The organism is Actinomyces sp. HMSC065F11, from assembly GCF_001813085.1.
GTDB lineage: Bacteria > Actinomycetota > Actinomycetes > Actinomycetales > Actinomycetaceae > Gleimia > Gleimia europaea.
The window spans coordinates 57,394-84,039 of the sequence record NZ_KV811465.1 but is presented as its reverse complement, the minus strand read 5'-3'; the positions used below and the strand labels follow the sequence as shown (position 1 = coordinate 84,039).

Annotated in this window: 23 protein-coding genes; 21 read left to right on the top strand and 2 right to left on the bottom strand. The window is 57.5% G+C overall.

From position 1 onward, the window contains the following. Positions 1 to 95 precede the first annotated feature (95 nt). Complete coding sequence (locus HMPREF2891_RS01310; protein ID WP_070663761.1) at positions 96 to 1,985, bottom strand: DEAD/DEAH box helicase; 1,890 nt, start codon at positions 1,983 to 1,985, stop codon at positions 96 to 98. A 160-nt stretch (positions 1,986 to 2,145) separates the two neighbouring features. Beyond that, on the bottom strand, positions 2,146 to 3,513 hold the full coding sequence (locus tag HMPREF2891_RS01305; RefSeq protein WP_070663760.1) for an MFS transporter: 1,368 nt from the start codon (positions 3,511 to 3,513) through the stop codon (positions 2,146 to 2,148). A gap of 198 nt (positions 3,514 to 3,711) precedes the next feature. Here HMPREF2891_RS01305 and aspS point away from each other — a divergent pair, with 198 nt between their 5' ends. The 21 genes from aspS to pyrF all read left to right on the top strand — a co-directional run bounded on the left by aspS (position 3,712) and on the right by pyrF (position 26,638). Further along, positions 3,712 to 5,484, top strand: coding sequence for an aspartate--tRNA ligase (gene aspS / locus HMPREF2891_RS01300; protein WP_070663633.1), 1,773 nt, complete (start codon positions 3,712 to 3,714; stop codon positions 5,482 to 5,484). A gap of 164 nt (positions 5,485 to 5,648) precedes the next feature. After that, positions 5,649 to 6,266 (top strand): L-threonylcarbamoyladenylate synthase, encoded by a 618-nt coding sequence (locus HMPREF2891_RS01295; protein WP_070663631.1) that lies wholly within the window; start codon positions 5,649 to 5,651, stop codon positions 6,264 to 6,266. 112 nt (positions 6,267 to 6,378) lie between these two features. Further along, entirely contained in the window at positions 6,379 to 7,719 is a 1,341-nt protein-coding gene (locus tag HMPREF2891_RS01290) for a replication-associated recombination protein A (protein ID WP_070663629.1), read from the top strand. Between the two features lie 114 nt (positions 7,720 to 7,833). Further along, positions 7,834 to 8,454: a 30S ribosomal protein S4 gene (gene rpsD, locus HMPREF2891_RS01285; RefSeq protein WP_034507645.1), complete on the top strand. Its 621-nt coding sequence runs from the start codon at positions 7,834 to 7,836 to the stop codon at positions 8,452 to 8,454. A gap of 147 nt (positions 8,455 to 8,601) precedes the next feature. Further along, positions 8,602 to 11,277, top strand: a complete 2,676-nt coding sequence (gene alaS, locus HMPREF2891_RS01280; RefSeq protein WP_070663627.1) for an alanine--tRNA ligase — start codon at positions 8,602 to 8,604, stop codon at positions 11,275 to 11,277. A 27-nt stretch (positions 11,278 to 11,304) separates the two neighbouring features. Further along, on the top strand, positions 11,305 to 11,754 hold the full coding sequence (gene ruvX / locus HMPREF2891_RS01275) for a Holliday junction resolvase RuvX (protein ID WP_070663625.1): 450 nt from the start codon (positions 11,305 to 11,307) through the stop codon (positions 11,752 to 11,754). A 13-nt stretch (positions 11,755 to 11,767) separates the two neighbouring features. After that, positions 11,768 to 13,141, top strand: coding sequence for an endolytic transglycosylase MltG (gene mltG / locus HMPREF2891_RS01270; RefSeq protein ID WP_083311179.1), 1,374 nt, complete (start codon positions 11,768 to 11,770; stop codon positions 13,139 to 13,141). Between the two features lies 1 nt (position 13,142). Beyond that, a complete protein-coding gene (locus HMPREF2891_RS01265) occupies positions 13,143 to 13,973 on the top strand; it encodes a shikimate dehydrogenase (RefSeq protein WP_070663623.1) in 831 nt (276 codons plus the stop codon). After that, positions 13,970 to 14,647 (top strand): prepilin peptidase, encoded by a 678-nt coding sequence (locus tag HMPREF2891_RS01260; protein ID WP_070663621.1) that lies wholly within the window; start codon positions 13,970 to 13,972, stop codon positions 14,645 to 14,647. Before HMPREF2891_RS01265 ends, HMPREF2891_RS01260 begins: the two co-directional genes overlap by 4 nt. 42 nt (positions 14,648 to 14,689) lie before the next feature. Next, positions 14,690 to 15,892: a chorismate synthase gene (gene aroC, locus HMPREF2891_RS01255; protein WP_070663619.1), complete on the top strand. Its 1,203-nt coding sequence runs from the start codon at positions 14,690 to 14,692 to the stop codon at positions 15,890 to 15,892. Further along, a complete protein-coding gene (locus HMPREF2891_RS01250; RefSeq protein ID WP_070663617.1) occupies positions 15,889 to 16,392 on the top strand; it encodes a shikimate kinase in 504 nt (167 codons plus the stop codon). Before aroC ends, HMPREF2891_RS01250 begins: the two co-directional genes overlap by 4 nt. After that, positions 16,392 to 17,456: a 3-dehydroquinate synthase gene (aroB, locus tag HMPREF2891_RS01245; RefSeq protein ID WP_070663615.1), complete on the top strand. Its 1,065-nt coding sequence runs from the start codon at positions 16,392 to 16,394 to the stop codon at positions 17,454 to 17,456. Before HMPREF2891_RS01250 ends, aroB begins: the two co-directional genes overlap by 1 nt. Continuing rightward, positions 17,449 to 17,961, top strand: coding sequence for a shikimate kinase (locus tag HMPREF2891_RS01240; RefSeq protein ID WP_070663613.1), 513 nt, complete (start codon positions 17,449 to 17,451; stop codon positions 17,959 to 17,961). Before aroB ends, HMPREF2891_RS01240 begins: the two co-directional genes overlap by 8 nt. Positions 17,962 to 18,008: 47 nt before the next feature. Further along, on the top strand, positions 18,009 to 18,572 hold the full coding sequence (efp, locus tag HMPREF2891_RS01235) for an elongation factor P (protein WP_034507670.1): 564 nt from the start codon (positions 18,009 to 18,011) through the stop codon (positions 18,570 to 18,572). Beyond that, positions 18,572 to 19,135, top strand: a complete 564-nt coding sequence (nusB, locus tag HMPREF2891_RS01230) for a transcription antitermination factor NusB (RefSeq protein WP_070663611.1) — start codon at positions 18,572 to 18,574, stop codon at positions 19,133 to 19,135. The genes efp and nusB overlap by 1 nt, the downstream gene beginning before the upstream one ends. Before the next feature lie 88 nt (positions 19,136 to 19,223). Next, positions 19,224 to 19,760, top strand: coding sequence for a bifunctional pyr operon transcriptional regulator/uracil phosphoribosyltransferase PyrR (gene pyrR / locus HMPREF2891_RS01225; RefSeq protein ID WP_070620195.1), 537 nt, complete (start codon positions 19,224 to 19,226; stop codon positions 19,758 to 19,760). Next, positions 19,760 to 20,731, top strand: a complete 972-nt coding sequence (locus HMPREF2891_RS01220; protein ID WP_070663609.1) for an aspartate carbamoyltransferase catalytic subunit — start codon at positions 19,760 to 19,762, stop codon at positions 20,729 to 20,731. The genes pyrR and HMPREF2891_RS01220 overlap by 1 nt, the downstream gene beginning before the upstream one ends. After that, the gene (locus HMPREF2891_RS01215; protein WP_070663607.1) at positions 20,724 to 22,025 is read left to right on the top strand and encodes a dihydroorotase; all 1,302 of its coding nucleotides are present in this window, start codon (positions 20,724 to 20,726) and stop codon (positions 22,023 to 22,025) included. Before HMPREF2891_RS01220 ends, HMPREF2891_RS01215 begins: the two co-directional genes overlap by 8 nt. Then, a complete protein-coding gene (locus HMPREF2891_RS01210; RefSeq protein ID WP_070663605.1) occupies positions 22,022 to 22,504 on the top strand; it encodes a carbamoyl-phosphate synthase domain-containing protein in 483 nt (160 codons plus the stop codon). The genes HMPREF2891_RS01215 and HMPREF2891_RS01210 overlap by 4 nt, the downstream gene beginning before the upstream one ends. After that, positions 22,504 to 25,803: a carbamoyl-phosphate synthase large subunit gene (carB, locus tag HMPREF2891_RS01205; RefSeq protein WP_070663603.1), complete on the top strand. Its 3,300-nt coding sequence runs from the start codon at positions 22,504 to 22,506 to the stop codon at positions 25,801 to 25,803. The genes HMPREF2891_RS01210 and carB overlap by 1 nt, the downstream gene beginning before the upstream one ends. Continuing rightward, positions 25,796 to 26,638 carry an orotidine-5'-phosphate decarboxylase gene (gene pyrF / locus HMPREF2891_RS01200; protein ID WP_070620209.1) on the top strand — a complete coding sequence of 281 codons (843 nt, stop codon included), beginning with the start codon at positions 25,796 to 25,798 and terminating at the stop codon, positions 26,636 to 26,638. The genes carB and pyrF overlap by 8 nt, the downstream gene beginning before the upstream one ends. Positions 26,639 to 26,646 lie beyond the last annotated feature (8 nt).

The window sequence follows — 26,646 nt, the reverse complement described above, 5'->3', positions numbered from 1 at the left end:
CTTAACGTTTGTTTGCCTTTAAGTCTTGCAAATCCCCAACCAGCGAGTGCGAAGCCCGGGATTCACAGCATACCTTGTACAACAAGCCAAGCGGTTTAATGGAAGCGTTTCCTCTTGAAACCGCTGCGTCCGCGCGAATGCGAGGCGAAGTCGCGGCCTCGTTTACCTAGGCGGCGCTTCTTGTCACGAAAGGTTTTGCCATCGCGGCGGTTTTCAAACGGTTCTTCCTCCCCGGCGCGCCTATCGCGGTGGCGGGATTCGCGCCTGTCTGCGCTCTCATGGTTGTACTTGGATGGGCCGCGATCCTTTTTGATGCGAAGCTGCCTGCCGGAAATGGTCGCACGCCCGATTTTGCGCTGTGCGTCATCGGTTAACGGCAGTGCCATATCAACGAGGGAGAAGGTGGGAAAGATGTCGATGCGGCCTAGATCCTTGCCGTCAACACCGCCCTCGTTCGTGATCGCACCAACGATCGCTCCTGGCTTCACGTTGTCCTTATGGCCAACCTCCACCCGATAACGGTGCCTAAACCCGGATTCGGGTATGCGGCCAGCTCCGCGATTCTTAGCTTTCTTAGGTTTGTCACGCCCCTCTTCGAACGATGCGACAACGAAATTGCCGTCTTCATCCAGCACTTCTTCGCGTCGAATACGGCCACTGCCGCGACGTTCAGGATCCTCCACGCGCCCAAGGTCACCAATAGCCTGCGCGAGAAGCGCCGCAGCAAGGTCATCTAGGTCAAGCTCACCGGTATCAGTGATTTCATTGATGAGGTCGTAGTACAGCTCCAGCCGCCCGGCCTCGAGTCGGCCGGGAAGCTTGTCGAGAAGGCGGCGAGCGCGCACGGCCGAGACTTCGCGCGGGGTGGGGATCGCAACTTCGGTCATGGGGGTGCCGGTCAGCTTCTCAATCTTGCGTAGGCGTCCGCGCTCGCGCGGCGTGAAGAAGGTGAGCGAACGGCCCGATCGTCCCGCGCGGCCGGTGCGACCAACGCGGTGAACGTAGGCTTCGGCTTCACGCGGCACATCGAAGTTCACCACGAGGCCAATGCGATCCACATCAAGGCCACGCGCTGCCACGTCAGTGGCAACCAGCACGTCGAGCGATCCGTCACGCAAACGGCGCATAATTCGCTCGCGCTCGTTTTGCGAAACATCGCCGGAGATACCTGCCGTTTTGAAACCGCGCCGGGTCATGTCAGCCGAGACCTCGTCCACATCGGATCGGGTGCGAACGAACACTATTGCAGCGTCTTCATCCCGGGTAGCCAGGACGCGGCCGAGAGCGCCAAGTTTATGTTTGAACGGCACCACGGCATACGTTTGCTCTAGATTGTCAGCTGTAGAGGCTTGCGGGGCTACCTCTACGCGCACAGGGTCGGTGAGGTAGGCATCCGCGACTTTTTGGATGGCGGGCGGCATGGTTGCAGAGAATAAAGCGTTTACTCGCTCCTGCGATTCAGGCATAGAAGCAGCGATGGTTTCCACGTCTTCGGCAAAGCCCATGCGCAGCATCTCGTCGGCCTCATCAAGCACAAGGACGCGAACGTTTTGGAGCTTCAAATAGTCTTTGTTGATGAGGTCGATAATGCGGCCAGGCGTGCCCACAACGATCTGTGCGCCTGCCTTCAGCGCCCGGATCTGCGGCGTGTAGGAGGAACCGCCGTACACGGTGACGACGGAGACCGGCAGGTACTTCGCAAAGGACTCGAGGGCAGTTGCACTTTGCATTGCCAGTTCACGCGTAGGGGCAAGCACCACGGCTTGAACGTGTTTTTGCTCAGCGTCGATCAGGCTAAGAAGGGGAAGACCAAACGCGGCGGTTTTGCCGGTTCCCGTTTGGGCGATGCCCACAATATCGCGGCCCTGCAAAAGAGGCGGGATTGAGCCGGCTTGGATAGGAGTGGGCGTTTCGAAGCCCATCTCGTTAATCGCATCCAAAATTGGCGCAGAAAGAGAAAGGTCAGAAAATTTGGGGGATTCCATGGCATCCATTCACTAGAAAAAGAAATGCCGCATCCCCCGTCACACATACTCTTGCACCATCATTGGAGGCTAGCGGCTACTGAAACTCTACCGAAAATGTCTTGCCGGTCGATAAACCTCGGTGGTGAGGTTCCTTACAGCCCCTGTTTACCTGGCTGCTTTAGATGCTGGCTACTCGCTTAACTCCAATGATGCGTGTGGAGGCAAAGATAGCGAGGATGGCGAAGCTGATTGACACGAACGAGGTAGGGAGGTACGGAGATACGCCGCCGTTTAGGTGCGCCCATCCCGATAGAGCCACCGATGACAATCCCATTGCGAGGGCGGGACCGAGTGCGTCAGCCAACTGCAAGGAAGCAGAGACGTCGCCGTGGCGCGATTTTGCTGCCACTCCAAGTGCAAGATCAGAGGAAGTTGAATGAGCTAAGCCTTGGCCCAACCCCATGATGGCAAACCCTGTAATAGAGACGGCTGGGGAAATGGACTGCATGGGCATGGTTACTACCAGTAGCGCGCCCAGCAGAATGAGGCTTGATCCAACTCCAGGAATCTTAGTGCGGCTCTCCCATAGGGCCACCCGCGCTTGCGCCCACGATCCGATGGTCCAAGCAACAGAACCAATCGCGATTGCCCACCCCGTGGATGCAGGGCTCCAACCGTGTACGCGGTCTAGAACGAGGGGCAGGAAGAACTCTGCACCAATGAGGGCCGCCATGATTGCCATGCGCATGCCCACAATGGAGGGCACACCTGCGGTTGCTTTGAAGGTGCCTTTAGGGAGCAGACGAGGCATGCCTATTACAAGTAGCGCGGCTCCGACGATGATGCCTATCCACATGGATACCTCACTAAGGCCACCGGCAATCTGCAGGGCAACGATACCGGCGCTCGTAAGTAGGGCGGCTACGAATGCCGGTGGTGGGGTAGCCTCACCGGGCTCTTTGGCTGGCATGCGACGCAGAATTGGAATGAGGGGAAGCAGAGCGGCCAGCGCGATGGGGATGATAAGCCAAAACACGGGCCTCCAGCTCCAGTGCTGGACGATGTAGCCGGCAATGGAAGGGCCGATCATTGAGGGTAATACCCAAGCGAACGAGAAGACTGCGAAGAAGAATGGGCGGCGTTCGTTTGACACCACGTCACCGACCATGACGTATAGCGGCACCATGATCATGCCTGAGCCAAGGCCTTGGATCGCGCGGCCAACAATGAAGACCGCGAGGTTTGGCGCCACGCCCGCGGCGAGTGCGCCAAGCGAAAACATGGTCATGCCGAACACAAGGGGCCTTCTAACTCCCATCTTGTCGGCCCACCAGCCAGCGATGGTGGTAGAGAGAATCTGTCCGGCCAAAACCATTCCCGCGGCAAGCGAATACCAGCGGTCTCCGCCCAGGTCTGCAACAACCGTAGGCATCGCATTAGTGGTTGCAAGCGCTTCAAAAGCCAGGCAGGTAATAAGTACTACCGAGCCGATTAGAAGGAGTTTCTCAATCGGAGTAGAGGTGGTTTTGTTCCGCGCTTGCTTCATACAGTCCAAGGTAGAGACCTGCCCAAAAAATAGCAAAATCTCCGCGCCTTGTCGTTTAGCCGCGACCTCACGCCCCATTTATGAGGCCGTGGACAACGCCAACACATAGCAAACATTTTTTAGGAGTGGGGCAAAGGGTTTAGGATTGTGTCGCGCCCGCCCGTCTCGCGGTGCCGCTAAATCTGAAAGGAACGCCGAATGCTGCGTACACACAATATTGGATCTTTGAACGCGTCACTGGCTGGCCAAGTTGTTACCTTGGCAGGTTGGGTTGACCGCCGCCGCGACCACGGTGGGGTTGTATTTATTGATTTGCGAGATGCGTCCGGCGTGGCGCAGGTGGTTGTGCGAGATGAGGTAGTCGCGCACCAGCTTCGCTCCGAATTTGTCCTGCAGGTGACAGGCGAGGTGTCGCTCCGTCCCGAGGGTAACGAGAACTTAAACATCCCTACGGGTGAGATCGAGGTGCTCGGTGACGACGTCAAGATCTTGAACACTGCGGCTGCACTGCCGTTCCAGGTGTCTGACCATGCTGATGACTCGGGCAAGGTAGGAGAAGAAACGCGTCTGCGTTACCGTTACCTAGACCTGCGTCGCTCAAAGCTACAGCATGCAATTCGTTTGCGTTCGCAAGTGTCGAAAGCAGCACGCGCTGTCCTCGACAATCATGACTTCGTCGAGATCGAAACCCCAACGCTGACTCGTTCCACGCCGGAGGGGGCGCGTGACTTCCTTGTTCCTGCCCGCCTCGCGCCGGGTTCTTGGTACGCATTGCCGCAGTCTCCGCAGCTGTTCAAGCAGCTCCTCATGGTCGGTGGCATGGAACGCTACTACCAGATCGCGCGCTGCTACCGTGACGAGGATTTTCGCGCGGACCGTCAGCCGGAGTTCACCCAGCTCGATATTGAGATGTCATTTGTGGACCAGGAAGACGTAGTCGCGGTTGCTGAGGACGTCCTCAAAGCTGTGTGGAAGACCATCGATTATGACCTTGAGACGCCGATTGCGCGCATGACGTTCAAGGATGCGATGGAAAAGTACGGTACGGACAAGCCGGATCTACGTTTTGGTCTAGAAATCGTTGACCTGACGGAGTACTTCAAGGACACCCCCTTCCGCGTGTTCCAAAACGAATACGTTGGTGCTGTCGTGATGCCCGGCGGCGGTTCACAGGCGCGCCGTACGTTCGATAAGTGGCAGGAATGGGCGCGTTCGCGCGGTGCACGTGGCCTCGCATATGTGACGATTAGCGACGATGGTGAGCTTGGCGGCCCCGTTGCGAAGAACATTTCCGAAGCGGAGCGGGCTGGCCTTATGGAGGCTACCGGTGCAAAGCCGGGGGACTGCATCTTCTTTGGTGCGGGCAAACCGTCGGAGGCCCGGGCCCTGCTCGGTGCAACCCGTCTTGAGGTGGGCAAGCGCGCCGGCCTCATCGACGAAGATGCATGGTCTTTCGTATGGGTTGTTGATGCTCCACTGTTCAAGGAAGCCGGACAGGATGACGACGTGGATCTCGGCTCTTCGAAGTGGACCGCGGTACACCACGCGTTCACGTCTCCAAACCCGGACTGGATCGACAACTTCGAGGAAGATCCGGGTAACGCCCTCGCTTACGCTTACGATATTGTCTGCAACGGCAATGAGATCGGTGGCGGCTCCATTCGTATTCACCGCCGCGACGTGCAAGAGCGCGTATTCAAGGTGATGGGTATTGGTGAAGAAGAGGCGCAGGAAAAGTTCGGGTTCCTTCTTGACGCATTCAAGTTTGGTGCTCCACCGCACGGTGGCATCGCATTTGGTTGGGACCGTATTGTTTCGCTCCTTACCAAGTCGGAGTCGATCCGCGATGTGATTGCGTTCCCGAAGTCGGGCGGCGGCTACGACCCGCTCACCCAGGCTCCGGCGCCGATTCCAGATGAGCAACGCGCGGAGACGGGCGTGGACTGGAAGCCAGAGGACGAAGAGGACTAGCCCTAAGCGCTCCTGCGCGCCGGCTGGCCGAAAATGCTCCCCACTGGGTGGACGGGAAACCGTTCCGAGCAGTGGGGAGCATTCATATGCGCCTGCCCGCGAAGCGCTCTGGCAAATCCACTCGATCGCGCGCGTTATAGGTGACGAGGTGACTACAATGAGTTATGGCATACATTGAGATTCACCCGGAAAATCCGCAAGTTAGGTTCGTTAATCAAGCTGTTCAGCTGTTGCAGGATGGGGGAGTCATCGCGCTCCCAACCGACTCTGGTTACGCGGTTGCGACCACAATGGGTAACAAGGATGGGCTGGACCGGATCCGCCAGATGCGCCACCTTGACGAAAAGCACAATTTCTCCCTCCTGTGCCATAACTTTTCACAACTTGGCCACATCGTGATTGTGGACAATAAAGCATTCCGCACCATCAAGGCGCTAACCCCGGGTCCTTACACGTTCATTTTGCGTGGCACCAAGGAAGTGCCGCGCCAGACGTTGAATAAGAAGAAGCAGACCGTGGGAGTGCGTATCCCCGACCACAATATCACGCAGGCGATAGTGGAGGCTCTGGGCGAGCCCATGCTTTGTTCCACGCTGATCATGCCGGGTGAGGACGAGGCGCTTTGGGATCCGGCGGTGGTGAATGATCGCGTTGGCCACTTGGTTGACATGGTTCTTGGTGGCCCGGTTGGCAACGCGGGAGCAACAACGGTTATTGATTTCACCAGCGGTAGTCCTGAAGTTGTGCGCCAGGGCGCAGGATCAACAGATCTGTTCGACTAATCAATCATGGAGGAGGGCGCGGATGGCGCCCTCCTTTTGTTTGCGGAAAATCGGTAGGCGGGCAGGGGATACAACTTCGCGCGGGCATTGCTGAACAACTAGGGTTGGGGTTATGGACATTTTTGAGGCGGCAAATATGGATCCGATTGGGATCCCAAAGGCCGGTGAGGCCGCTCCGCTGGCGGTGCGTATGCGGCCAAGTTCGATTGAGGAGGTGCTCGGTCAAGACCACCTATTGAAGGATGGCTCCCCGCTACGCCGCCTCCTTGCACCGGCGGATTCGTCGCGCGCCGTGTCCTCTTTGATCCTATGGGGCCCGCCGGGGGTAGGGAAGACGACGCTCGCGTATTTGATTGCTCGCCTGTCGGGACGTCATTTTGAGGAAATCTCGGCGGTGAGTGCCGGCGTTAAAGAAGTGCGCGCTGTAATCGCATCGGCTAAGCGGCGCTTGGGCGCAACGGGTGAAGAGACCGTTTTGTTTATTGACGAGGTCCATCGTTTCTCTCGCTCCCAGCAAGACGCCCTGCTCCCCGCGGTTGAGAATCGCTGGGTTACCCTAGTGGCTGCAACCACGGAGAATCCCTCATTCTCGGTGGTTAGTCCACTGCTTTCCCGCTCGATTTTGCTTACCCTGGAGCCGCTACAAGATAGTGATATTGAAGCTCTCGTGCGCCGGGCCTTGAGCGATAAGCGCGGTCTGGACGGGCGCGTCGGAATAGACGATGAGGCGCTTGAACTACTGGTGCGCCTGGCCGGTGCGGATGCTCGCCGCTCGCTCACGATATTGGAGGCTGCGGCTGCGAACGCTATCGACAGTGACAGTCGAGCGATTGAGCTGGATCATGTATCGCGTGCTGCTGACGCCGCCCTCGTACGCTACGGGGAAGACGAGCACTATGACGTGGCGTCCGCGTTCATTAAGTCTATGCGTGGATCTGATGTCGATGCTGCTATTCATTATTTGGCGCGCATGCTTGAGGCGGGTGAGGACCCGCGGTTTATTGCCCGGCGGATCATGATTTGCGCATCTGAGGATGTTGGTATGGCTGATCCAACAGCGTTGCAAACCGCTGTTGCAGCCGCTCAGGCAGTGCAAATGATTGGCATGCCGGAGGCACGCATACTGCTGTCACAGGCGGTTATCGCAATCGCTACAGCGCCGAAGTCAAACGCCTCATATCTTGCTGTTGATCGTGCTATTGCTGATATTCGCGCGGGTAAGAGTGGGCCGGTGCCAAAACATCTGCGGGACGCGCACTACGCCGGTGCGAAGAAGCTCGGTCACGGAAATAGGTACGTGTACGCGCACGACGAGCCCTATGCGATCGCGGCTCAGCAATACCTGCCGGATCAACTGGAAGGAACGCAGTACTACGAGCCCACGTCCAATGGTTTTGAGGCAAGCATCACTAAACGGCTTGAGAACGTGCGTAAACGCTTAAAAATGCGTTAAACTGCGAAGGTTGCAAAAAGCAACACCCTGGGGTCTTAGCCCACGCATTGCGCAGAGGTGACCCCGCGTAGGTGACTACGCGATTCGTTTTGAAGAAACAGGAAGGAATTCCACATGGCACAGAGCTCACGCCGCCAGGTGCGCCTGTCGCGCTCCCTTGGCGTTGCACTAACCCCGAAGGCAGCACGCTACTTCGAGAAGCGCCCGTACGGCCCCGGCCAGCACGGCCGTGCCCGTCGTCGTCAAGATTCTGACTACGCGGTTCGTCTGAAGGAGAAGCAGCGTCTGCGCGCACAGTACGGTCTGCGTGAGGCGCAGATGCGTCGCGCATTCGAAGAGGCCCTCCGTATGGAAGGCATCACCGGTTCGAACCTCGTGCAACACCTCGAGCAACGTCTCGATGCGCTCGTACTACGTTCCGGTTTTGCTCGCACCATTGCGCAGGCTCGCCAGTTCGTAGTGCACCGCCACATCCTCGTTGATGGCAAGATCGTTGACCGTCCTTCGTTCCGCGTGAAGCCTGGTCAGACCATCCAGGTTAAGCCAAAGTCGCAGACCACCACGCCGTTTGAGATTGCGGCGCAGGGTATTCACCGTGACGTGCTTCCGGCAGTACCGGGCTACCTCGAGGTTGACCTTGAGCGTCTGCGTTCAACTCTTGTTCGTCTGCCGCAGCGCGAAGAGATTCCGGTAGTTTGTGAAGACCAGCTGGTCGTTGAATACTACTCGCGTTAATCTTTAACTTTTCAAGTGCCCCGGTTTTGCCGGGGCACTTGCAGTACGTACGCACCAGTTAGCGCCCCGCGATTTCAGTTTCCGACCGCGCTTCAAAACTGCGTATTATTGGCATTGATTTAAACTTCGAGCCCCACAAGGATCAGAATGCAAACTTCTGAGATTGCGAAGCGTTGGCTTCAGTATTTTGAGAAGAACGACCATGTTATCCGCCCGTCGGTTCCACTGGTATCTCCAGACCCATCGATCCTGTTCACGATCGCGGGCATGGTGCCGTTTATTCCGTACATTATTGGTACCGAGAAAGCCCCGTGGCCGCGAGCTGCGTCCGTGCAAAAGTGTATTCGCACCAATGACATTGAGAACGTGGGCCGTACCACTCGTCACGGCACGTTCTTCCAGATGAATGGCAACTTCTCGTTCGGTGACTACTTCAAAGAGGGTGCCATTGACTTCGCGTGGGAGCTTCTAACCGGCCGCGTTGAAGACGGCCTGTATGGTCTCGATGGTGACCGCATGTGGGTGACGATATGGGATCAGGATGACGTGTCTTACGATCACCTAACCAAGCACATTGGGATGGACCCAAAGCATATTGTCCAGCTACCTCGTGAAGATATTTTCTGGCACACCGGTCAGCCCGGCCCGGCCGGACCTTGCGCGGAGTTCCACTACGATCGCGGCCCAGCCTATGGACCGGAGGCCGTTGGCGGAACTGTAGACCCGGGTGGTGATCGCTACCTGGAGGTTTGGAACCTCGTGTTTGACCAGTACTTGCGCGGTGAAGGCACTGGGTCTGATTTCCCACTCCTTGGTGAGCTGGATGAGAAGGCTATCGATACCGGTGCTGGTTTGGAACGCCTCGCGTTCGTGCTTCAGGACAAGCCAAATATGTTCGAGATTGACCAGGTGCGCCCGGTCATTACTGCAGCTGAGGAGATGTCTGGCCATAAGTACGATGCTGGAGGTAATCCAGAACACGACGTGCATATGCGCATCGTGGCGGACCACGTGCGTTCGGCAATGATGCTTATCAACGATGGTGTTATTCCCGGAAATGATGGCCGCGGGTACGTGCTTCGTCGTATCATGCGCCGCGCAATTCGCTCTATGCGTCTGCTGGGTGTGGACGAGGCGACCATGCCGACCCTCATGCCGGTTTCTCGCGACGTTATGAAGAGCTCGTATCCTGAGCTAGAGACAAACTGGAGCCGGATCGCCGACGTTGCTTACAGCGAGGAAGAGTCGTTTAGGCGCACGCTGTCTTCGGGTACCACCATTCTAGACACAGCGGTGGACAAGGCTAAGAAGGGCGCCTCGAAGCTTTCTGGTGAGGACGCATTCCGTTTGCACGACACCTACGGCTTCCCGATCGACCTCACCCTCGAGATGGCCCGTGAACAGGGCGTCGATGTTGATGAGGTACGTTTCCACGAGCTAATGGAGGAGCAGAAGACCCGTGCCCGCGCCGATGCACTGGCGAAGAAGAGCGGGCATGTGGATTCGCGTATTTACCACGACATTCAGCACAACCTCGGTGGCAACTCTCGTTTTGTGGGGTACACGGACTCCAAGATCGAGTCGAAGATCGCGGGCATCGTTGTGGACGGCAATGGCGTTCCGGCTGCGTCAGCTCCTGCCGACGTTGAGATCGTTTTGGATACCACTCCGTTCTATGCCGAGAAGGGTGGTCAGCTGGCCGACCACGGCACGATTCGTACGGCCTCTGGCGCTCTGATTGACGTACACGACGTGCAGGAGCCAGTGAAGGGGCTCGCGGTTCACCGCGGTCGACTGCTGGAGGGAACGGTTGCGCTTGACGAACTCGCAATTGCGGAGATTGACGCTGCGCGTCGTCTGGCAATTGCACGGGCACACACCGCAACGCACATGGTGCACAAGGGCCTGCATGAGTTCCTCGGCGAACAGGCCACGCAGGCAGGTTCTGAGAACTCTCCTTCGCGAATGAGGTTTGACTTCCACCACCCGTCGCAGGTTCCCAGCGACGTTATGGATGGCATTGAGGAACGCGTCAACCAGCGCCTAGCTGAAGATCTAACCGTTACTGACACCATAATGTCGCTAGATGAGGCTCGCGGCCTCGGCGCTATGGCATTGTTTGGCGAGAAGTACGGCAACGAAGTGCGCGTGGTGAACATTGGTGACGGCTGGTCTCTGGAGCTGTGTGCGGGTACGCACGTGCCGAGTACGGGCCACATTGGTCGTATCGCGGTGCTTGGAGAGTCGTCCATCGGTTCGGGCGTGCGTCGTATTGACGCTCTCGTAGGTGATGGGGCGTATGGTTTCCAAGCTAAGGAGCACGCGATTGTTTCACAACTGTCAGCAATGATGGGGGCAAACGTCGACGAACTCCCCGGCCGCGTCGAGTCGCTAATGAAGAGGCTGAAGGAGGCTGAGAAGACCGCTGCAAAGCTCGGTGAGCAGCAACTTCTGGCTCGAGCGGGCGAAATTGCAGCCCGTGTCCGCGAGCTCGGTTTGGTTCAGGCAGTGGTTGAGGACCTGGGCGAACTTCCATCCACGGATGCTCTACGCTCCCTCGTAACTGACATTCGTGCTCGCCTTGGTGAGTCCAAGCCAGCTGTGGTTGCGGGTATCGGCGTGGTGAATGGCCGGCCTCAGGTGGTTGTTGCAACTAATGATTCAGCGAGGACTTTGGGAGTCAAGGCTGGCAACCTCGTGCGCATTGGTGCGAAGGCTCTAAAGGGCGGCGGCGGAGGCCGTGACGATCTGGCTCAGGGTGGTGGCCAGGATCCGGAGGCAACTGGGCTGGCCAAGGAAGCCATCGAGTCGGAACTGCGTTAAATCTTGGTTAAACGACCTGGCCCGAGGATGGGCATCGACTACGGCTCCGTTCGAATCGGAGTCGCGGTCACCGATCCTTCGGGCCAGATTGTTTTCCCTAAGACTAATGTGCAGGTCGATAAGTACGGTGGGCACATCATCGAGCTAATTGAGATAGCTGAAGAGCTTGATCCGATTGAGATCGTTATCGGCTACCCTAAGCATCTCAAAGGAAAATCTGGAGCGTCGGCAAAAGCGGCCCGCGCATTAGTACATGAGCTAAAGGCAGATTTGGACCGCCCTCGCATTTGTCTTTTTGACGAGCGGCTAACAACAAACTTGGCTCACGCTGACCTTGCAGCGCAAGGAATTGAAAATCGGCTGCGGGGTGACAAGGTAGATCAGCTTGCAGCGGCTATTATTTTAGAAACGTCCATAGACTTTGAAGAAAATACGGGAAAGCTTCCCGGTGAGACTGTAAGTCGCGGAAAGTTCTAGGAGAAGCAAGGCAGTGAGTGATCAATTTCCCCACCCGCACGGCGATGGTGAAGCCCAAAAGTTCCCTAATCGTCGTGACATTCTTCGAGAACGTCAGCTGCGGGCAGCAGAAGAAGCGCGTAAAGAAGAACGCCGGCGGGCTCGTGAAAAGCGCCGTCTAGCCGAGGAGGGTGCGGCGTCCCCTCAGTCTCTCAATGCGCCCGGACCAAGATCCACAAGGGGAGCGCAACGCATTCACGACGAGCATATGCTCCATGATCCGCTAACAACTGGCACGAGGTCACGCCGCGTTGCTGCTGAACGCGCTCGCGTTTTGAAGCGCAGACGTAACGCTAAAATCCGCACAGCGCTGGTCATCACCGCTGTGCTCGCTATTATCGCGCTGTGTGTCTACATTGCCGTGGGTGCAATTTCGAGTTCTCGTTCTCAGACCGGCGCATTGGACTATCCGGGTCCAGGCAGTGGTGAGGTTGAAGTGGTTGTGAACCCGGGTGATTCGGGCGGTGCAATCGGCGCAAACCTTGTGAAACTAGGAGTTGTAAAGTCTGAGGACGCTTTCTTGCAGGCGTGGGTGGACAATGCGGCCGCGAACTCTTTACAGCCCGGCACCTATACGCTCAAGAAGGAAATGCGCGCAGTGGATGCGTTGGCTGCGCTACTCGACCCATCTAACAGATCTTCAAATGCAGTCACTGTTCCTCCAGGTTTTACCAAGGCGCAGGTTGTAGAACGTCTCTCAAGTTTCGGTAACTTCAGTGCGGATGAGGTCGAGGCCGCAATGTCGGACGCTGCGGGCATAGGCTTGCCAGCAGAGGCAAATGGTGACGCGGAAGGTTGGCTGGCGCCCGGTAGCTACGAGGTGCACAGTGATGATAAGCCGCAGGATGTAATCGCCGCGATGGTTACAGCGATGAAGGCGAAACTCGACGGTTTGGGTGTGCCGGAGGATCAGCGTCAAGAGCTCCTCATCAAGGCTTCCATCCTTGAGCGCGAGGTGAACATCGAGCAGTACTACCCGATGGTTGCACGCGTAATCGAAAATCGTCTCACTCAGCCTCAAGCAGAGACTGTGGGTTATCTGAACATGGATTCGACGGTGCTCTACGGCGTTGGCAAGGTGGGCGGTGTTCCCACTGCCAATGAAGTTGCCGATGAGTCGAACCCATACAACACATACAAGCACAAGGGGTTGCCACCTGGCCCGATCTCGAGCCCATCGGACTTGGCGCTCGAATCGATGCTGAATCCCGCAGATGGTGACTGGCTGTACTTTGTAACAGTCAACTTGGATACGGGTGAGACGAAGTTCGCCGCAACTCTTGAAGAGCAGGAGAAGAACCGGGCCCTCTTTGACCAGTGGTGCACGGACAATCCGGGGAAGTGCTAACGTGCGGGCTTTTGTGATTGGGCAGCCGATCGAGCATAGCTTGTCTCCCGTCCTGCACCGTGCGGCATACGAAGCACTCGAACTGCCGTGGACGTTCGAGCGCCGCGAAGTTGGATCTGATGATCTACCTGCCTTCCTGGATTCGATTGGCGAGGACGTTGCTGGCTTGGCGGTTACGATGCCGCTGAAACAAGCGGTGATGAGAAATCTGGACGCTATCGAGCCCCTGGCGGCCGCCGTTGGAGCAGTGAACACGGTAGTGCCCGCGGCGCGTGTACTATCGGGTTTTAACACCGACGTGTATGGGATTGTGCAGGCGATTTCGCGGGCTAAACGGGTAGAAAAGGGCGCTAAGGCGGTGATCTTGGGTGCCCGCGCCACAGCCTCGTCGGCGTTAGCCGCACTGAGTCAACTAGGAGCTAGCCAAGTCCAGACAATCGCCCGTTCGTTTAGCGGGCCAGGGTCTATCAGCTTGGCTGAAACTCGGATGGGTGTATCTACGCAGCATATTCCGTGGCGCGATAGCGAGCGTGCACAGGCCGCACTATCGGGAGCAGATATCGTGGTATCGACCTTACCGGCCGGAGTAGGTGACTATTGGGCTGGGCAGTTCCGTCCTAAGCCGGGTAGCGTCCTCCTCGATGTCGCCTACAATCCTTGGCCTTCAAAACTTACGCAGGCGGGTGAGGCCGGGGGAGCGGTGGTAGTGTCCGGCTATTCGATGTTGCTTTACCAGGCATGCCAGCAGGTTGAGCTCATGACCGGACGCGGCGCGCCTGTGGAAGAAATGCGTGATGCGCTTCAGGAAGCGACTAAGCTATTTAACCTATGACAACGCAAATTATTACCTGGGTTCTTGCTGCTGCTATGGGTGTGGCGGTTGTATTGTGGGCGGCATTCAGCGGCCCTACCTATCTTGACTCGTATTTCCAAAAAGCTAATAAGCGCCCGCTTACGCGCACCGAACTGGTGCTCTGCTCGGCTGTTCCTCAGGTTGTTGTCGCACTGGCTGGCACAAAAGATCCGTTCTTGATGGCTACGGTTCCGTTAGTGGGACTATTTAGCCTTATAGCGGTGGTTGATGGAAGGACGAAGAAGATACCGAACGTGCTGACCTTCCTCACGATGATTTCATTAGTTGTTGGCGGCGTGGTTGGTATTCTCATTAGATTCTTCGCGTTGCATGAAACAACCTCGATTGTGGGCATAGTGGCGGGCGCATTGATCTGGCTGGGGCCATTTTGGCTGCTTTATATGTTCGGAGGCGGGATTGGCCGCGCAGATGTGAAACTGGCACCAATAATCGGCGCCTGGCTTGGCCTGTATGGAGCTGGCGTGGCGTTTGGAGGACTGCTCACTGCAGTTATTGTTGGCGGCGTCTACGCTTTTGCACTGTTGCTGATTCGTAAGGTCTCGTGGAATGCAACTGTTCCGTTCGGACCAGCACTGGTTGTTGGAGGTCTGATCGCTTGGTTTGTGACGGGTGGTGCCGTCTCACCCTGGTAGTTTTAACCGCCGGTATTTTCGCCGGTGTGTAACACTGGAACCATGATTAGGTGGATGAGTGCGGGCGAATCGCATGGCGAAGCCCTGGTGGGCATTATTGATGGCGTACCCAAGGGCGTTGTACTAAGCACCCAAAAGCTGGCCGACGAGCTCGCGCGCAGGCGGGCGGGGCATGGTCGCGGCGCTAGGCAGAAGTTCGAACAGGATCGCGTACGCATTCTTGGGGGAGTTCGGCATGGCGTCACCATTGGATCTCCAGTAGCTATCGAAATCGCGAACTCGGAATGGCCTAAATGGCAGGTTGTGATGAGCTCAGACCCGGTCGATCCGAAGGATCTTCTTATCGACGCGGGCACTGGCGACGAGCGCGAGGTGGCTCGCAACCGCCCGCTTACTAGGCCGCGCCCGGGTCATGCGGATCTCGCGGGCATGATGAAGTTTGACCACGAGGATGCGCGCCCCGTGTTAGAGAGAGCTTCAGCGCGCGAGACCGCAACGCGAGTTGCACTCGGCTTGGTAGCGCGCCAGTTTTTGCGTCAGGTAGCGGGCATTGAGATCGTCTCGCACGTGGTGGCGGTAGGCTCACAAACAGCGGATATTCCCGCTCCGCTCCCACAGGACGCAGATCGTTTGGATGCCAGCCCGGTAAGAACCTTAGATGAGGACGCACAGGCACGGTTTATTGCCGCGATAGACGATGCGAAGAAGAGCGGGGACACAATCGGCGGCGTTGTGGAGGTAGCCGCTTACGGCGTGCCTGTGGGGCTGGGAAGCTACACGCAGTGGGATGAGCGGCTCGACGCCGCCCTTGCCGCTGCTCTCATGTCTATCCAATCGGCGAAGTCAGTGGAGATTGGGCACGACCAGGTGGATCGGCCCGGCTCGATGGCGCACGACGAAATTGTTGTAGAAGACGAACCGCGCCGGCTTTCTAACCGGGCCGGGGGTATCGAGGGCGGCATGTCTAATGGCGAGCCAATCTTAGCTCGCGTGGGTTTCAAACCAATTTCTACTGTGCCGCGTGCGCGTTCCACGATTGATCTGGCTACCGGCCAGCAGGCTCCGGCGCTGCACCAGCGTTCTGATGCGAGCCAGATTGTTCCGGCTGCAGTGATCTGCGAGTCCATGGTGGCTCTAACGCTCGCAAACGAGATCCTAAAAATGTTCGGCACCGGTTCCGTTGAGCGTATTCGCGCCGCGATTGAGGCCTACAACGGTAGGGTTAGTGAGCGTCTGAATCCATGAGCATAGTTTTGGTTGGTCTTCCCGGAAGTGGAAAATCTCGGCTGGGAAGGCTCGCGGCCAAGCATTTGAGTCTGCCGTTTATTGACTTGGACGAGGCGGTCGAGGCTGCGAGTGTTCGAACAATTCCAGATCTGTTTCGCGAGGGTGAGGACGTGTTTCGTTCCTTGGAAACACAAGCGTTGAAGGATGCGTTGGCAGGTCCTGAAGCTCTCATTGCAACGGGTGGGGGAATCGTGGAGCGCGAAGAGAACCGCGCCCTCTTGAAGAACCGGCATGTTGTGTTTCTCGATATTGATCTAGATGAGGCGATCGCACGTGCAAGCAGGAGCGAATCGCGCCCCCTGTTGCAAGGCGATGTGAAGCAAAGGATGCGGGCACTGTCCACGCGGCGACGTCCGCTTTATGAGCAGGTGGCCTCCGTGTCGGTGAAGCTTGGGCAAGCGTCGAAAGAAGAGAATACGCGAGTCTTGTTGCGCGCTATTGACGAGTTGGTGAAGTAATGCGAGTGGTTGAAGTTCGCGGTGAGCACAAATATCCCGTAGTCGTTGGTTCCGGTGCCATTAACCAGGTGGCTGGCAGTCTTGATCGCGATTATGCGCGGGCGCTGGTCATCCATCCGGTGGCGATTGGCCAGATCGCGCGCGAGGTAGGTGCACAACTGGAAAAGACCGGTATTACGACTTCTTATTTTGTGCATGAAGATGGGGAGTTAGGCAAGACGGTTGAGCAGCTGTCTGCCGCGTGGGAAGCTGCGGGAGATAGCCACATCGGTAGGCGCGACCTCATCGTTGGGGTGGGTGGCGGCGCCACAACGGATCTAGCAGGATTCGTTGCGGCCACTTGGTTGCGCGGTGTTTCAGTGCTCCAGGTGCCCACGTCCCTCCTCGCCATGGTTGACGCTGCGGTAGGGGGTAAAACGGGAATCAATACGCGGCATGGCAAAAACCTGGCGGGCGCGTTCCACTCGCCGATTGCGGTCATCGCTGATACGGACTGTCTGGCAACGCTACCCGAAGCGGAGTTTCGTGCGGGTTTAGGCGAAATCATCAAGTGCGGGTTCATTCGCGATGAATCCATCCTCGATCTGGCGTCGAAGCCGGTCACAAAGTCTTCCGCTCAAGTTGTTGACCTGGTTGAAAAGTCAGTGCGGGTTAAGGCTGACGTGGTGGGAGTTGACCTGAAGGAATCTGGTGAGCGGGAGATCTTGAACTACGGTCACACGCTTGCGCACGTGATTGAAAAGGTTTCTGGCTATCAGATTCGGCATGGCGAGGCAGTGTCGATTGGCATTGTGTTTGCCGCCCACGTGGCGGTGGAGCTGGGGCTAGCCGATGAGGATTGGCTATGTAAGCAGCGTCGATTACTGGCCACGCAGGGGCTTCCCACGAGTTGGCACTGTGACAGCATGGACACGATATTGGATGTGATGAGCTCGGATAAGAAAGTGCGTTCCAGGCAGGTCCGCATGGTGCTTACTACGCAAAGTGGTCATACGGTGGTGCGGGTAGTTGAGCCTGCAACGCTACATGCGGCAGCACTGACAATGGGAGTTGTTGATGACTAGCACGATTATTCTGATTGGCGTTTCGGGTGCAGGCAAAAGCGATATCGCCCGGGCCATCGCTACCAAGTCGGGTCTTGGGCTCCATGATTTTGAGGAGTCGTTTGAAAACTTGATGGGAGAGGACGACTCGCAGTTCTTGGTTCGTCGTGGTGAAGCACAGTATGAGGAGGCGGCTTTGCGCGTGGCGATGGATCTGCTCGATCGCGAGGGCGTCATAACTTTGGCTCCGGGTGTGGCGCGCACGCAGAAGGTGGGGGAGAAGCTGCGCGTGCTTCGCGCGGAGGGGGCGCTTGTAGTTGAGGTATTCGCTGATATCTCTACGCTGATGCGACGGACGGGGCTGAACGCTCCACGATCGGTCGCGCTGGGGCCAACACGCAAGATTTTTACGGACATGGTGGCAGCCTACCGAGCTGATTTTGCGGGGCTCGCTGACCTCGTGATCGATACCTCATTGTCTAAACCAGAGCATGTGGCCGCGCGGGTACTCGCATTTAACGGCTAAAACGGGTTATCCTATATCGGAACTTAAACTAGACGTAAGGAACAGTTGTGGCAACGACTAATGACTTGAAGAACGGCATGGTTCTTAAACTCGACAACCAGCTATGGTCGGTTGTTGAATTCCAGCACGTGAAGCCGGGTAAGGGCCCCGCGTTTGTGCGCACGAAGATCAAGAACGTTCTGTCGGGCAAGATCGTTGACAAGACGTTCAATGCTGGCGTGAAGGTTGATACCGCCACAGTGGATCGCCGCGATATGACCTACCTGTACCAGGACGGCAACGACTACGTGTTCATGGATGCCGCGACTTACGATCAGATTCTCGTAACCGGCGAGGTTGTTGGCGACGCCAAGAACTACATGATTGAGAATCAGCCGGCCATTGTCTCGATGTATGAGGGCCAGGTTCTTTCAGTTGAGCTTCCTCCGAACGTGGTGCTGGAGATTACCTACACCGAGCCGGGTGTTCAGGGCGATCGCTCGAACGCTGGCACGAAGCCGGCAACGGTGGAGACGGGTTACGAGGTGCAGGTGCCGCTGTTCATCGATCAGGGCACTCGCATTAAGATTGATACCCGCACCGGCGAGTACGCAGGGCGCGTCAACGACTAATGTCTCGTAGGATCACGTCACGTACGCGCGCTCGTAAGCGTGCGGTGGACACAATTTTTGAAGCCGACCAAAAGGGCGAGCTAACGCCGGAGGGCCTGCGCCAGATTCTTTCTGAGCGCCTGCAGGTAACGGCGGCCCAAACGCCACTTCCGGAGTATGCTATTGAGGTCGTTGAGGGCGTAGCTGATCGCCTGTACGAACTTGATGAACTTTTGGTTCTGCACACCACTACGCGTGACTTTGATCGTTTGCCTTCCACGGACCGTGCGATCCTGCGGGTGGGCGCATGGGAGATCGTGTGGAATGAGGACGTGCCTTCGGTTACGGCTATTGATGAGGCCGTAACGCTGGCAAAGGACATTTCTACGGACGAATCCCCAGCCGTGGTCAACGCAATCTTGGATGCCGTATTGAAAGACGCTGCCAGGGTTCGAGAAACAGATGATGCTCTTGCGGCGGCTTTGGTGCCACGTGAGGACATCGACCTTGAAGACTTTTGTGCGGGGGAAGAACCCGTTGCCAATGCGCTCGATGAATCGAGTGAACAACTAAATAATCCGTAAGAATGATGCTCGAGCCGGTATCGGTTCGGGCATTATTTTTATAGTTCATCCTTTAAAGCCGTCCAGTGAGGCGGGAAAGGTGGGGCACATGCCACAGGTGAAAACTGTCCTGGATGAGGGGCAGATTTCGCGCGCTGTTTCGCGCATTTGTTACGAGATTCTCGAGCGCACAGATGGTGCTGAAGATCTCGTTATTCTAGGAATCCCAACCAGGGGAGTTCCCCTGGCAAACCGGTTAGCGAAAAGGCTAAGAGAGGTTAGCAACGCACCGGTTGAAGTGGGCTCGCTGGACATCACAATGTATCGCGATGATCTGGCAGGCAATCCGATTAGAACGCCCCACCCGATGTCGATTCCCGAATCAGGCATTGACGGCAAAATAGTCATCTTGGTTGATGATGTTTTGTACACGGGGCGCACGGTTAAAGCTGCTCTTGATGCGCTGTTCGACTTGGGCCGTCCGCAAGCGGTGAAGCTGGCCACGCTGGTTGATCGCGGTCACCGTGAGTTGCCTATTCGCCCTGATTTTGTGGGCAAGAATCTGCCGACCTCACGAAAAGAATCCGTCGATATTGAACTTGTTGAGATCGACGGGATTGACCGCGTAGTAATCCGGGAGGCGTGATGAAGCATCTAATTTCTATCTCTGATCTGAGCCTGGATGACGCGATCCGCATTCTAGATGTTGCCGAGGCTATGGCGGCTACCCAGTCGCGGTCCATTAAGAAGCTCCCAACGTTGCGCGGCAAGACGGTTATCAACCTGTTTTTTGAAGATTCCACGCGAACGAGGCTGTCATTTGAAGCCGCGGCTAAGCGCTTATCCGCTGATGTGATTAGTTTTTCCGCAAAGGGGTCTTCGGTTTCCAAGGGTGAGTCACTCAAGGATACTGCTTTGACGTTGCAGGCGATGGGCGCAGACGCCGTTGTGGTTCGGCACCGATCGTCTGGGGCCGCACACCGTTTGGCGCATGCTGGTTGGATTGACTTGCCGGTACTCAATGCTGGCGACGGTACCCACCAGCACCCAACGCAGGCGTTGCTTGACGCAATGACGCTACGCCGTCACTTCACTAATGATGGCCGCCCCGCTGCGCCTGGAAGCACTCTCGAAGGAGCGCATGTGGCAATCGTGGGTGACATCCTGCACTCGCGAGTGGCGCGCTCCAACGTGGGCCTCATGTCAATGCTCGGGGCGCGTGTAACCCTGGTTGCTCCACCTACCCTCCTTCCGGTGGGCGTTGAAAACTGGCCTTGCGAGGTCACCTATGATTTTGACGAGGCTCTTGCTACTCATCCCGACGCGGTGATCATGTTGCGAATCCAACACGAGAGGATGAGCGCGGCGGGCGGAGGGTTCTTCCCCTCGGCGGAGGAATACCACCATTCGTATGGTTTGGACAGCGAACGGTTTGAAAGGCTTGGCAAGCGCACGGCGATTATGCACCCGGGCCCGCTCAATCGGGGTTTGGAGATTTGTGCGCAGGCGGCAGATTCGGCCCAGTCGGTAATCGTGGAACAGGTAAGTAATGGGGTGAGCGTTCGAATGGCGGCGCTGTACCTGCTTCTGGCAGCTAAGGAGAGTTTGAATGTCTAAGGAAATTCTGTTTGTAGGTGCGCGCCCGTACGGTGAAGAGAGCGCGGATATTGCCGTTCGTGGAAACAGAATCGTCGCTGTTGGAAAGGAAGCGCGCAGTGCGGTTCCCGAGGCTGAAGTGGTTGATGTGACGGGTCTTGTGGCACTGCCGGGCCTGGTCGACCTACATACGCATCTTCGCGAGCCCGGTCAGGAGGATGCCGAGACGGTGTTCACGGGCACGAGGGCCGCCGCGGTAGGTGGGTACACCTGTGTGTTTGCAATGGCGAACACAAATCCGGTTGCAGATACCGCCTCGGTAGTAGAACAGGTGAAGATGCTTGGCGACAAGGCCGGTTGGGTAGAGGTTCACCCGATTGGTGCGGTCACCGTTGGCTTGGAGGGCAAGACGCTGTCCTCGATGAGTGCTATGGCTAAGTCCGAGGCTGCAGTGCGAGTATTCTCCGATGATGGCAAGTGCGTTGCCGACCCCGTGCTAATGCGCCGCGCTCTCGAATATGTAAAAACTTTTGGCGGCGTGATTGCCCAGCACGCGCAGGATCCGGCGCTCACCGAGGGTGCACAAATGAACGAATCGCCGCTTTCCGCTGAGCTTGGTCTGGCCGGTTGGCCCGCCGTTGCTGAAGAGGCGATTATTGCCCGCGACGTTGCCCTAACGGATCACGTTGGTTCGCGCTACCACGTGCTGCACGCGTCTACAAAGGGTTCGGTGGAGCAGATTCGCGAGGCTAAGCGCCGCGGAATCAACGTGACGGCTGAAGCCACGCCGCACCACATTTTCCTCACCGAAGAAGAAGCGCGCTCGTACGATCCGCGCTTTAAGGTGAACCCGCCCCTGCGCACGCAGGAGGACGTAGAGGCGCTGCGCGACGCTCTTGAAGATGGCACGATTGACACGATTGGTACCGATCATGCGCCGCATCCTTTGGAGATGAAGGATTGCGAGTGGCAGGCCGGAGCATTCGGCATGATCGGGATTGAGACCGCACTACCCGTCCTCATCACCACGATGGTGGACACGGGGCGTATGAACTGGCGCGATATTGCGCGCGTCATGTCTGAAAAGCCCGCGCAGATTGGTCTTGCAACCGAGCAGGGCCAGCCGATCGAGGCCGGTTCGTTCGCGAACCTTGCATTCGTGGATCCGAGTGTGGAGCGCGTGGTAGAAAACGGCTGGTCGCGCTCAACCAATAACCCCTACCTTGGCCACACGCTGAAAGGGCAGGTTAAGTACACGGTTTACCGCGGCAAGATCACGGTGCGTGAAGGCATGCCGGTAGAGGAGGAGCGATGAGCATCGCAGTTCTGGTTACATCAGATGGTCACGTGTTTAGTGGCCGCGCATTCGGCGCGATTGGCGAGGTCGTTGCTCCGGCTGTGATAGACGCTTCTGTAGCGGATTATCCACGTGTGCTCGCCAGCGCCGATAACGGGGGGAAGATCGTTCTGTTTGCCTCCCCGCATATTGGGAACGTAGGGCTGCCCGATACATTTGAACCGAAAGCAGTGGGGGTTGTGGTTCGCGAGGCTTCCAAGGTCGCGTCGAACTGGCAGTCAAAGGCTGAGCTGGAGCCGTCATTGCGGGCCGCAGGTGTGGTTGGTATCGAGGGGATCGATACGCGGGCCCTCGTCAAGCTCTTGGTGAAAAGTCCAGATCTGCGCGTGGGGATTTTCTCTGGCACGGTCATTGATTCCCATGATTTAGAAGAGGGCGAGCGCATCCCGCGCGACCTCGTGAACTGTTTGCAAAGCCGCGTCAAGGGGGCCAACTAATGCCACGCAGAAATGATTTGAAGTCCGTTCTAGTAATTGGTTCTGGCCCGATCGTTATAGGCCAGGCATGCGAGTTTGACTACTCGGGTTCGCAGGCTTGCCGTGTGCTTCGTGAAGAGGGCGTGCGCGTGATCCTCGTGAATTCGAATCCCGCTACGATCATGACGGATCCAAACATGGCTGATGCCACCTACGTGGAGCCGATCACTACCAGCTCTATTGAGCGAATCATTGCGAAGGAGCGCCCCGATGCCCTTCTACCCACCCTGGGCGGGCAGACGGCTCTAAACGCAGCGATGAACCTTGCCGAGGCGGGAATCTTGGACAAGTACGGCGTTGAAATCATCGGGTCCAGTGTGGAAACGATTCGCGCGGGTGAGGACCGCGACGAGTTCAAAGAAATCGTGGAGCGGTGCGGCGCAGAGGTGGCAAGGTCGCGTATTGCCCACTCGTTACAGGACGCTCTTGATGCGGCCGAGGAGCTTGGATACCCGTTGGTGGTTCGCCCCTCGTTCACGATGGGCGGCCTCGGTTCTGGTTTTGCGCACACCCAAGAGGAGCTGACGCGTTTCGTGGAGCACGGCCTGCGCGATTCGCTGACTAACGAGGTTTTGCTCGAAGAGTCGATTCTGGGCTGGAAAGAGCTCGAACTTGAGATGATCCGCGATCGCACCGGCGAGACGATGCTGGTTACAACCATCGAGAACGTAGATCCCGTGGGCGTGCACACAGGTGATTCCATTACGGTGGCTCCCGCTCTCACCCTCACGCAGAGCGAAATCGATGAGCTCGTGCGTATCGGCGCCGACATCATCGAGGGTGTGGGCGTGAACCAGGGTGGTTGTAACATCCAGTTTGCGATTAACCCTGCAGATGGCCGCATCGTTGTGATTGAGATGAATCCGCGTGTTTCGCGCTCATCGGCCCTCGCGTCGAAGGCAACGGGGATTCCGATCGCAAAGATCGCAGCGCGTCTAGCGATTGGTTACGACCTCGCGGAAATTCAGTCAGATATTGCTCCTGCGCGTACGGCAGCGCAGGCGCCTCTGATTGATTATGTGGTGGTGAAGGTGCCGCGCTTCGCGTTTGAGAAGTTCCCGGCATCCGATAAGACGCTGACCACCTCCATGAAGTCGGTGGGTGAGGCGATGGCGATTGGCCGTACCTTCACCGAGGCTCTTCTTAAGGCGCAGCGTTCCATCGACAAAGCCGGGGTTTCGTTCCACTGGGACGGACCGGCCCCGGATGAGACCGAGGTGGAGGCACTGCTGGAGCAGATCGCAACGCCTACGGAGGCTCGCCTGGTTCAGCTACAGCAGGCGATTCGCGGCGGCGCCACATTGGAACAGATTAATCGCGCAACGGCTATTGACCCGTGGTTTATTGCTCAAATCCAGCAGGTAGAAGAGGTGGCGCGCCAGATCATGGACGCCGAGGCTCTTTCTGCAGGCGTGCTACGCGTTGCAAAGCGTCACGGTTTTTCCGATGCGCAGATCGCGTCCTTGCGGTCAATGCCAGAAGAAGTGGTGCGCGAAATCCGCCGCGCTTACAACATTCACCCGGTGTACAAGGCAGTGGACACGTGCGCGGGCCTGTATGACGCGGCAACCCCGTACTATTACTCAACGTACGAGGAAGTCTCGGAGATCGAGCAGCGTGAGCGGCCCGCAGTGATGATCCTGGGTTCGGGCCCGAACCGTATTGGTCAGGGCATTGAGTTTGACTACTCCTGTGTGCATGCCACGATGGCGTTGCGCGAGGACTTTGACACCATCATGGTGAACTGCAACCCCGAGACGGTATCTACCGACTATGACATCTCGGATCGTCTCTACTTTGAGCCGCTGACGCTTGAAGACGTGCTCGAAATATTCGAAACCGAGCAGGCGGCCGGGCCCATTGCGGGCGTGTTGGTACAGCTGGGTGGGCAGACCCCGCTGTCACTTGCAGACGCGCTTGAGCGGGCAGGCATGCCCATTGTGGGTACCACTCCGGCCTCGATCAACCTGGCTGAGGATCGCGAAGCATTTGGCCGTGTTCTAGATGAGGCGGGGCTGCCTGCTCCCGCGCATAAGACGGCTACCACGGCCAGCGCGGCGCTGGCGGCGGCACGCGAGGTGGGGTATCCCGTACTCGTACGCCCCTCGTTCGTTTTAGGGGGGCGCGGAATGGCCATCATTTACGAAGAGGAAGGTCTGGCAGAGTACCTGCGCAACGCGGGTGCCGCAGTATTTTCTACCGGCCCGTTGCTAATCGATAAGTTCCTCGATGATGCCGTTGAAATCGACGTGGATGCGCTCTACGACGGTAACGAGCTGTTCATGGGCGGCATTATGGAACACATTGAAGAGGCCGGTATTCACTCGGGTGATTCTGCGTGCGTTATGCCCCCGATGTCGCTGTCTGAACGGCAGATCGATCGTATTGTGAAATCGACCGAGGCTATCGCGAAGGGCGTTGGCGTACGCGGCCTGTTGAATATCCAGTTCGCACTGGCCTCCGATGTGCTTTACGTGATCGAGGCAAATCCGCGTGCTTCGAGGACGGTGCCGTTTGCTTCGAAGGCGTCCGGTGTGGCGCTTGCGCGGGCTGCTGCGAAGATCCAGATGGGGCAAACCATCGCGCAGCTGCGCGCGGCAGGTGAACTACCTCACTGCGATCAATCGGTCCAAGACCTTGATGAGCCGATTTCCGTTAAGGAGGCTGTCCTCCCGTTCGACCGCTTCCGCGATTGCAACGGCGAGGTTGTTGACACCCTGCTGGGGCCGGAGATGCGCTCAACCGGCGAGGTCATGGGTCTTGATGAGTCATTCCCCGCCTCGTACGCGAAATCGCAGATTTCTGCCTATGGTGGTCTGCCTGCTTCCGGCACGGTGTTCATTTCGATTGCGGATGCGGATAAGCGCGGTATCGTTCTACCGGCTTCAAAGCTGGTTGAGCTGGGCTTCAAGATCATGGCTACCACGGGTACAGCATCGGTTTTGCGTCGAAATGGAATTGATGTGGAAGTCGTGGCCAAGGAGTCCGAACGCGGCGAGGGAGGCGTTGCAATCACTGACCTCATTCATTCAGGCAAGGTTGACATGATCGTGAATACGCCGCAGGGCGAGTCTGAACGCCGCGACGGCTACAAGATTCGCGCGGCTGCAACGTCGGCTGGGAAAGCGATCATTACAACGCTGCAGGCGTTTAACTCGGCTGTGCGCGCTATCAAGGCGGCTCAGACGGAAGAACTACACGTAAAGTCCCTTCAAGAATGGGACCGCGAACGCGAGCAACGGAGGCAGGTAAATGCCTGAGAGTTTTGGTACGCGGCTAGGCAGGGCGCTGGCTACGCGCGGGCCGGTTTGTGCGGGTATCGATCCGCATGCTGGTTTGCTTGAAGCTTGGGGATTACCGGTAAACGTGCATGGCTTGTCAGAGTTTTCGAAGCGCGCCCTTGACGGGTTGAGCGAGGCGGCGGCTATCAAACCGCAGTCGGCCTTCTTTGAGCGCTTTGGCGCGGCGGGGGTAGCGGTTTTAGAGGAGCTGTTGCAGAGCGCTCGTGAACGCGGCGTAATCACGATTTTGGACGTGAAGCGCGGTGACATCGGTTCGACGATGGCTGGTTACGCAGCCGCATATCTGCCGCAGGGCGCTCCGTTGGAGGCCGATGCGATCACGGTTGCGCCCTACATGGGGCCAGCAGCTTTCGATGAAACCGCGCAGCTGGCGGCCGAGCATGGCAAGGGCCTGTTCGCGCTCGCACTGACGTCGAACCCGCAGGGCGCTACTTTGCAGCGTTCGGTAGGGCAAGGTAAGACGGTCGCTCGCCAAGTGATCGAGTGGACTCGAGCAAAGAACGAGCAGTTTGATGCGGGTCAAAAGGTCGGTTCTTTTGGCGTGGTGATTGGGGCAACTATCACGGATAGAGCACAGGTGGTAGGTGAGGCGTTAGCCGGCTATACCGGGCCGATCCTGATGCCCGGATTTGGCGCGCAAGGCGGTAGCGTTAACGCTGAAGATGCCGGTTTGAACATCGTGGTGTCTTCTTCGCGGGCGGTGCTAAAGGCCGGTCCTAACCCGGTGGATCTGGCCGCCGCATTGAAGGCTACGAATGCCGAGATTATGAACGCGCTCGAAGGCGTTTCATAATGGATGCC

Excerpts from the sequence above, each read along its gene's own strand:
- HMPREF2891_RS01310 (WP_070663761.1), bottom strand. The coding sequence starts at position 1,985 with ATGGAATCCCCCAAATTTTCTGACCTTTCTCTTTCTGCGCCAATTTTG.
- HMPREF2891_RS01305 (WP_070663760.1), bottom strand. The coding sequence starts at position 3,513 with ATGAAGCAAGCGCGGAACAAAACCACCTCTACTCCGATTGAGAAACTC.
- aspS (WP_070663633.1), top strand. The coding sequence starts at position 3,712 with ATGCTGCGTACACACAATATTGGATCTTTGAACGCGTCACTGGCTGGC.
- HMPREF2891_RS01295 (WP_070663631.1), top strand. The coding sequence starts at position 5,649 with ATGGCATACATTGAGATTCACCCGGAAAATCCGCAAGTTAGGTTCGTT.
- HMPREF2891_RS01290 (WP_070663629.1), top strand. The coding sequence starts at position 6,379 with ATGGACATTTTTGAGGCGGCAAATATGGATCCGATTGGGATCCCAAAG.
- rpsD (WP_034507645.1), top strand. The coding sequence starts at position 7,834 with ATGGCACAGAGCTCACGCCGCCAGGTGCGCCTGTCGCGCTCCCTTGGC.
- alaS (WP_070663627.1), top strand. The coding sequence starts at position 8,602 with ATGCAAACTTCTGAGATTGCGAAGCGTTGGCTTCAGTATTTTGAGAAG.
- ruvX (WP_070663625.1), top strand. The coding sequence starts at position 11,305 with ATGGGCATCGACTACGGCTCCGTTCGAATCGGAGTCGCGGTCACCGAT.
- HMPREF2891_RS01260 (WP_070663621.1), top strand. The coding sequence starts at position 13,970 with ATGACAACGCAAATTATTACCTGGGTTCTTGCTGCTGCTATGGGTGTG.
- aroC (WP_070663619.1), top strand. The coding sequence starts at position 14,690 with ATGATTAGGTGGATGAGTGCGGGCGAATCGCATGGCGAAGCCCTGGTG.
- HMPREF2891_RS01250 (WP_070663617.1), top strand. The coding sequence starts at position 15,889 with ATGAGCATAGTTTTGGTTGGTCTTCCCGGAAGTGGAAAATCTCGGCTG.
- aroB (WP_070663615.1), top strand. The coding sequence starts at position 16,392 with ATGCGAGTGGTTGAAGTTCGCGGTGAGCACAAATATCCCGTAGTCGTT.
- HMPREF2891_RS01240 (WP_070663613.1), top strand. The coding sequence starts at position 17,449 with ATGACTAGCACGATTATTCTGATTGGCGTTTCGGGTGCAGGCAAAAGC.
- nusB (WP_070663611.1), top strand. The coding sequence starts at position 18,572 with ATGTCTCGTAGGATCACGTCACGTACGCGCGCTCGTAAGCGTGCGGTG.
- pyrR (WP_070620195.1), top strand. The coding sequence starts at position 19,224 with ATGCCACAGGTGAAAACTGTCCTGGATGAGGGGCAGATTTCGCGCGCT.
- HMPREF2891_RS01220 (WP_070663609.1), top strand. The coding sequence starts at position 19,760 with ATGAAGCATCTAATTTCTATCTCTGATCTGAGCCTGGATGACGCGATC.
- HMPREF2891_RS01215 (WP_070663607.1), top strand. The coding sequence starts at position 20,724 with ATGTCTAAGGAAATTCTGTTTGTAGGTGCGCGCCCGTACGGTGAAGAG.
- HMPREF2891_RS01210 (WP_070663605.1), top strand. The coding sequence starts at position 22,022 with ATGAGCATCGCAGTTCTGGTTACATCAGATGGTCACGTGTTTAGTGGC.
- carB (WP_070663603.1), top strand. The coding sequence starts at position 22,504 with ATGCCACGCAGAAATGATTTGAAGTCCGTTCTAGTAATTGGTTCTGGC.
- pyrF (WP_070620209.1), top strand. The coding sequence starts at position 25,796 with ATGCCTGAGAGTTTTGGTACGCGGCTAGGCAGGGCGCTGGCTACGCGC.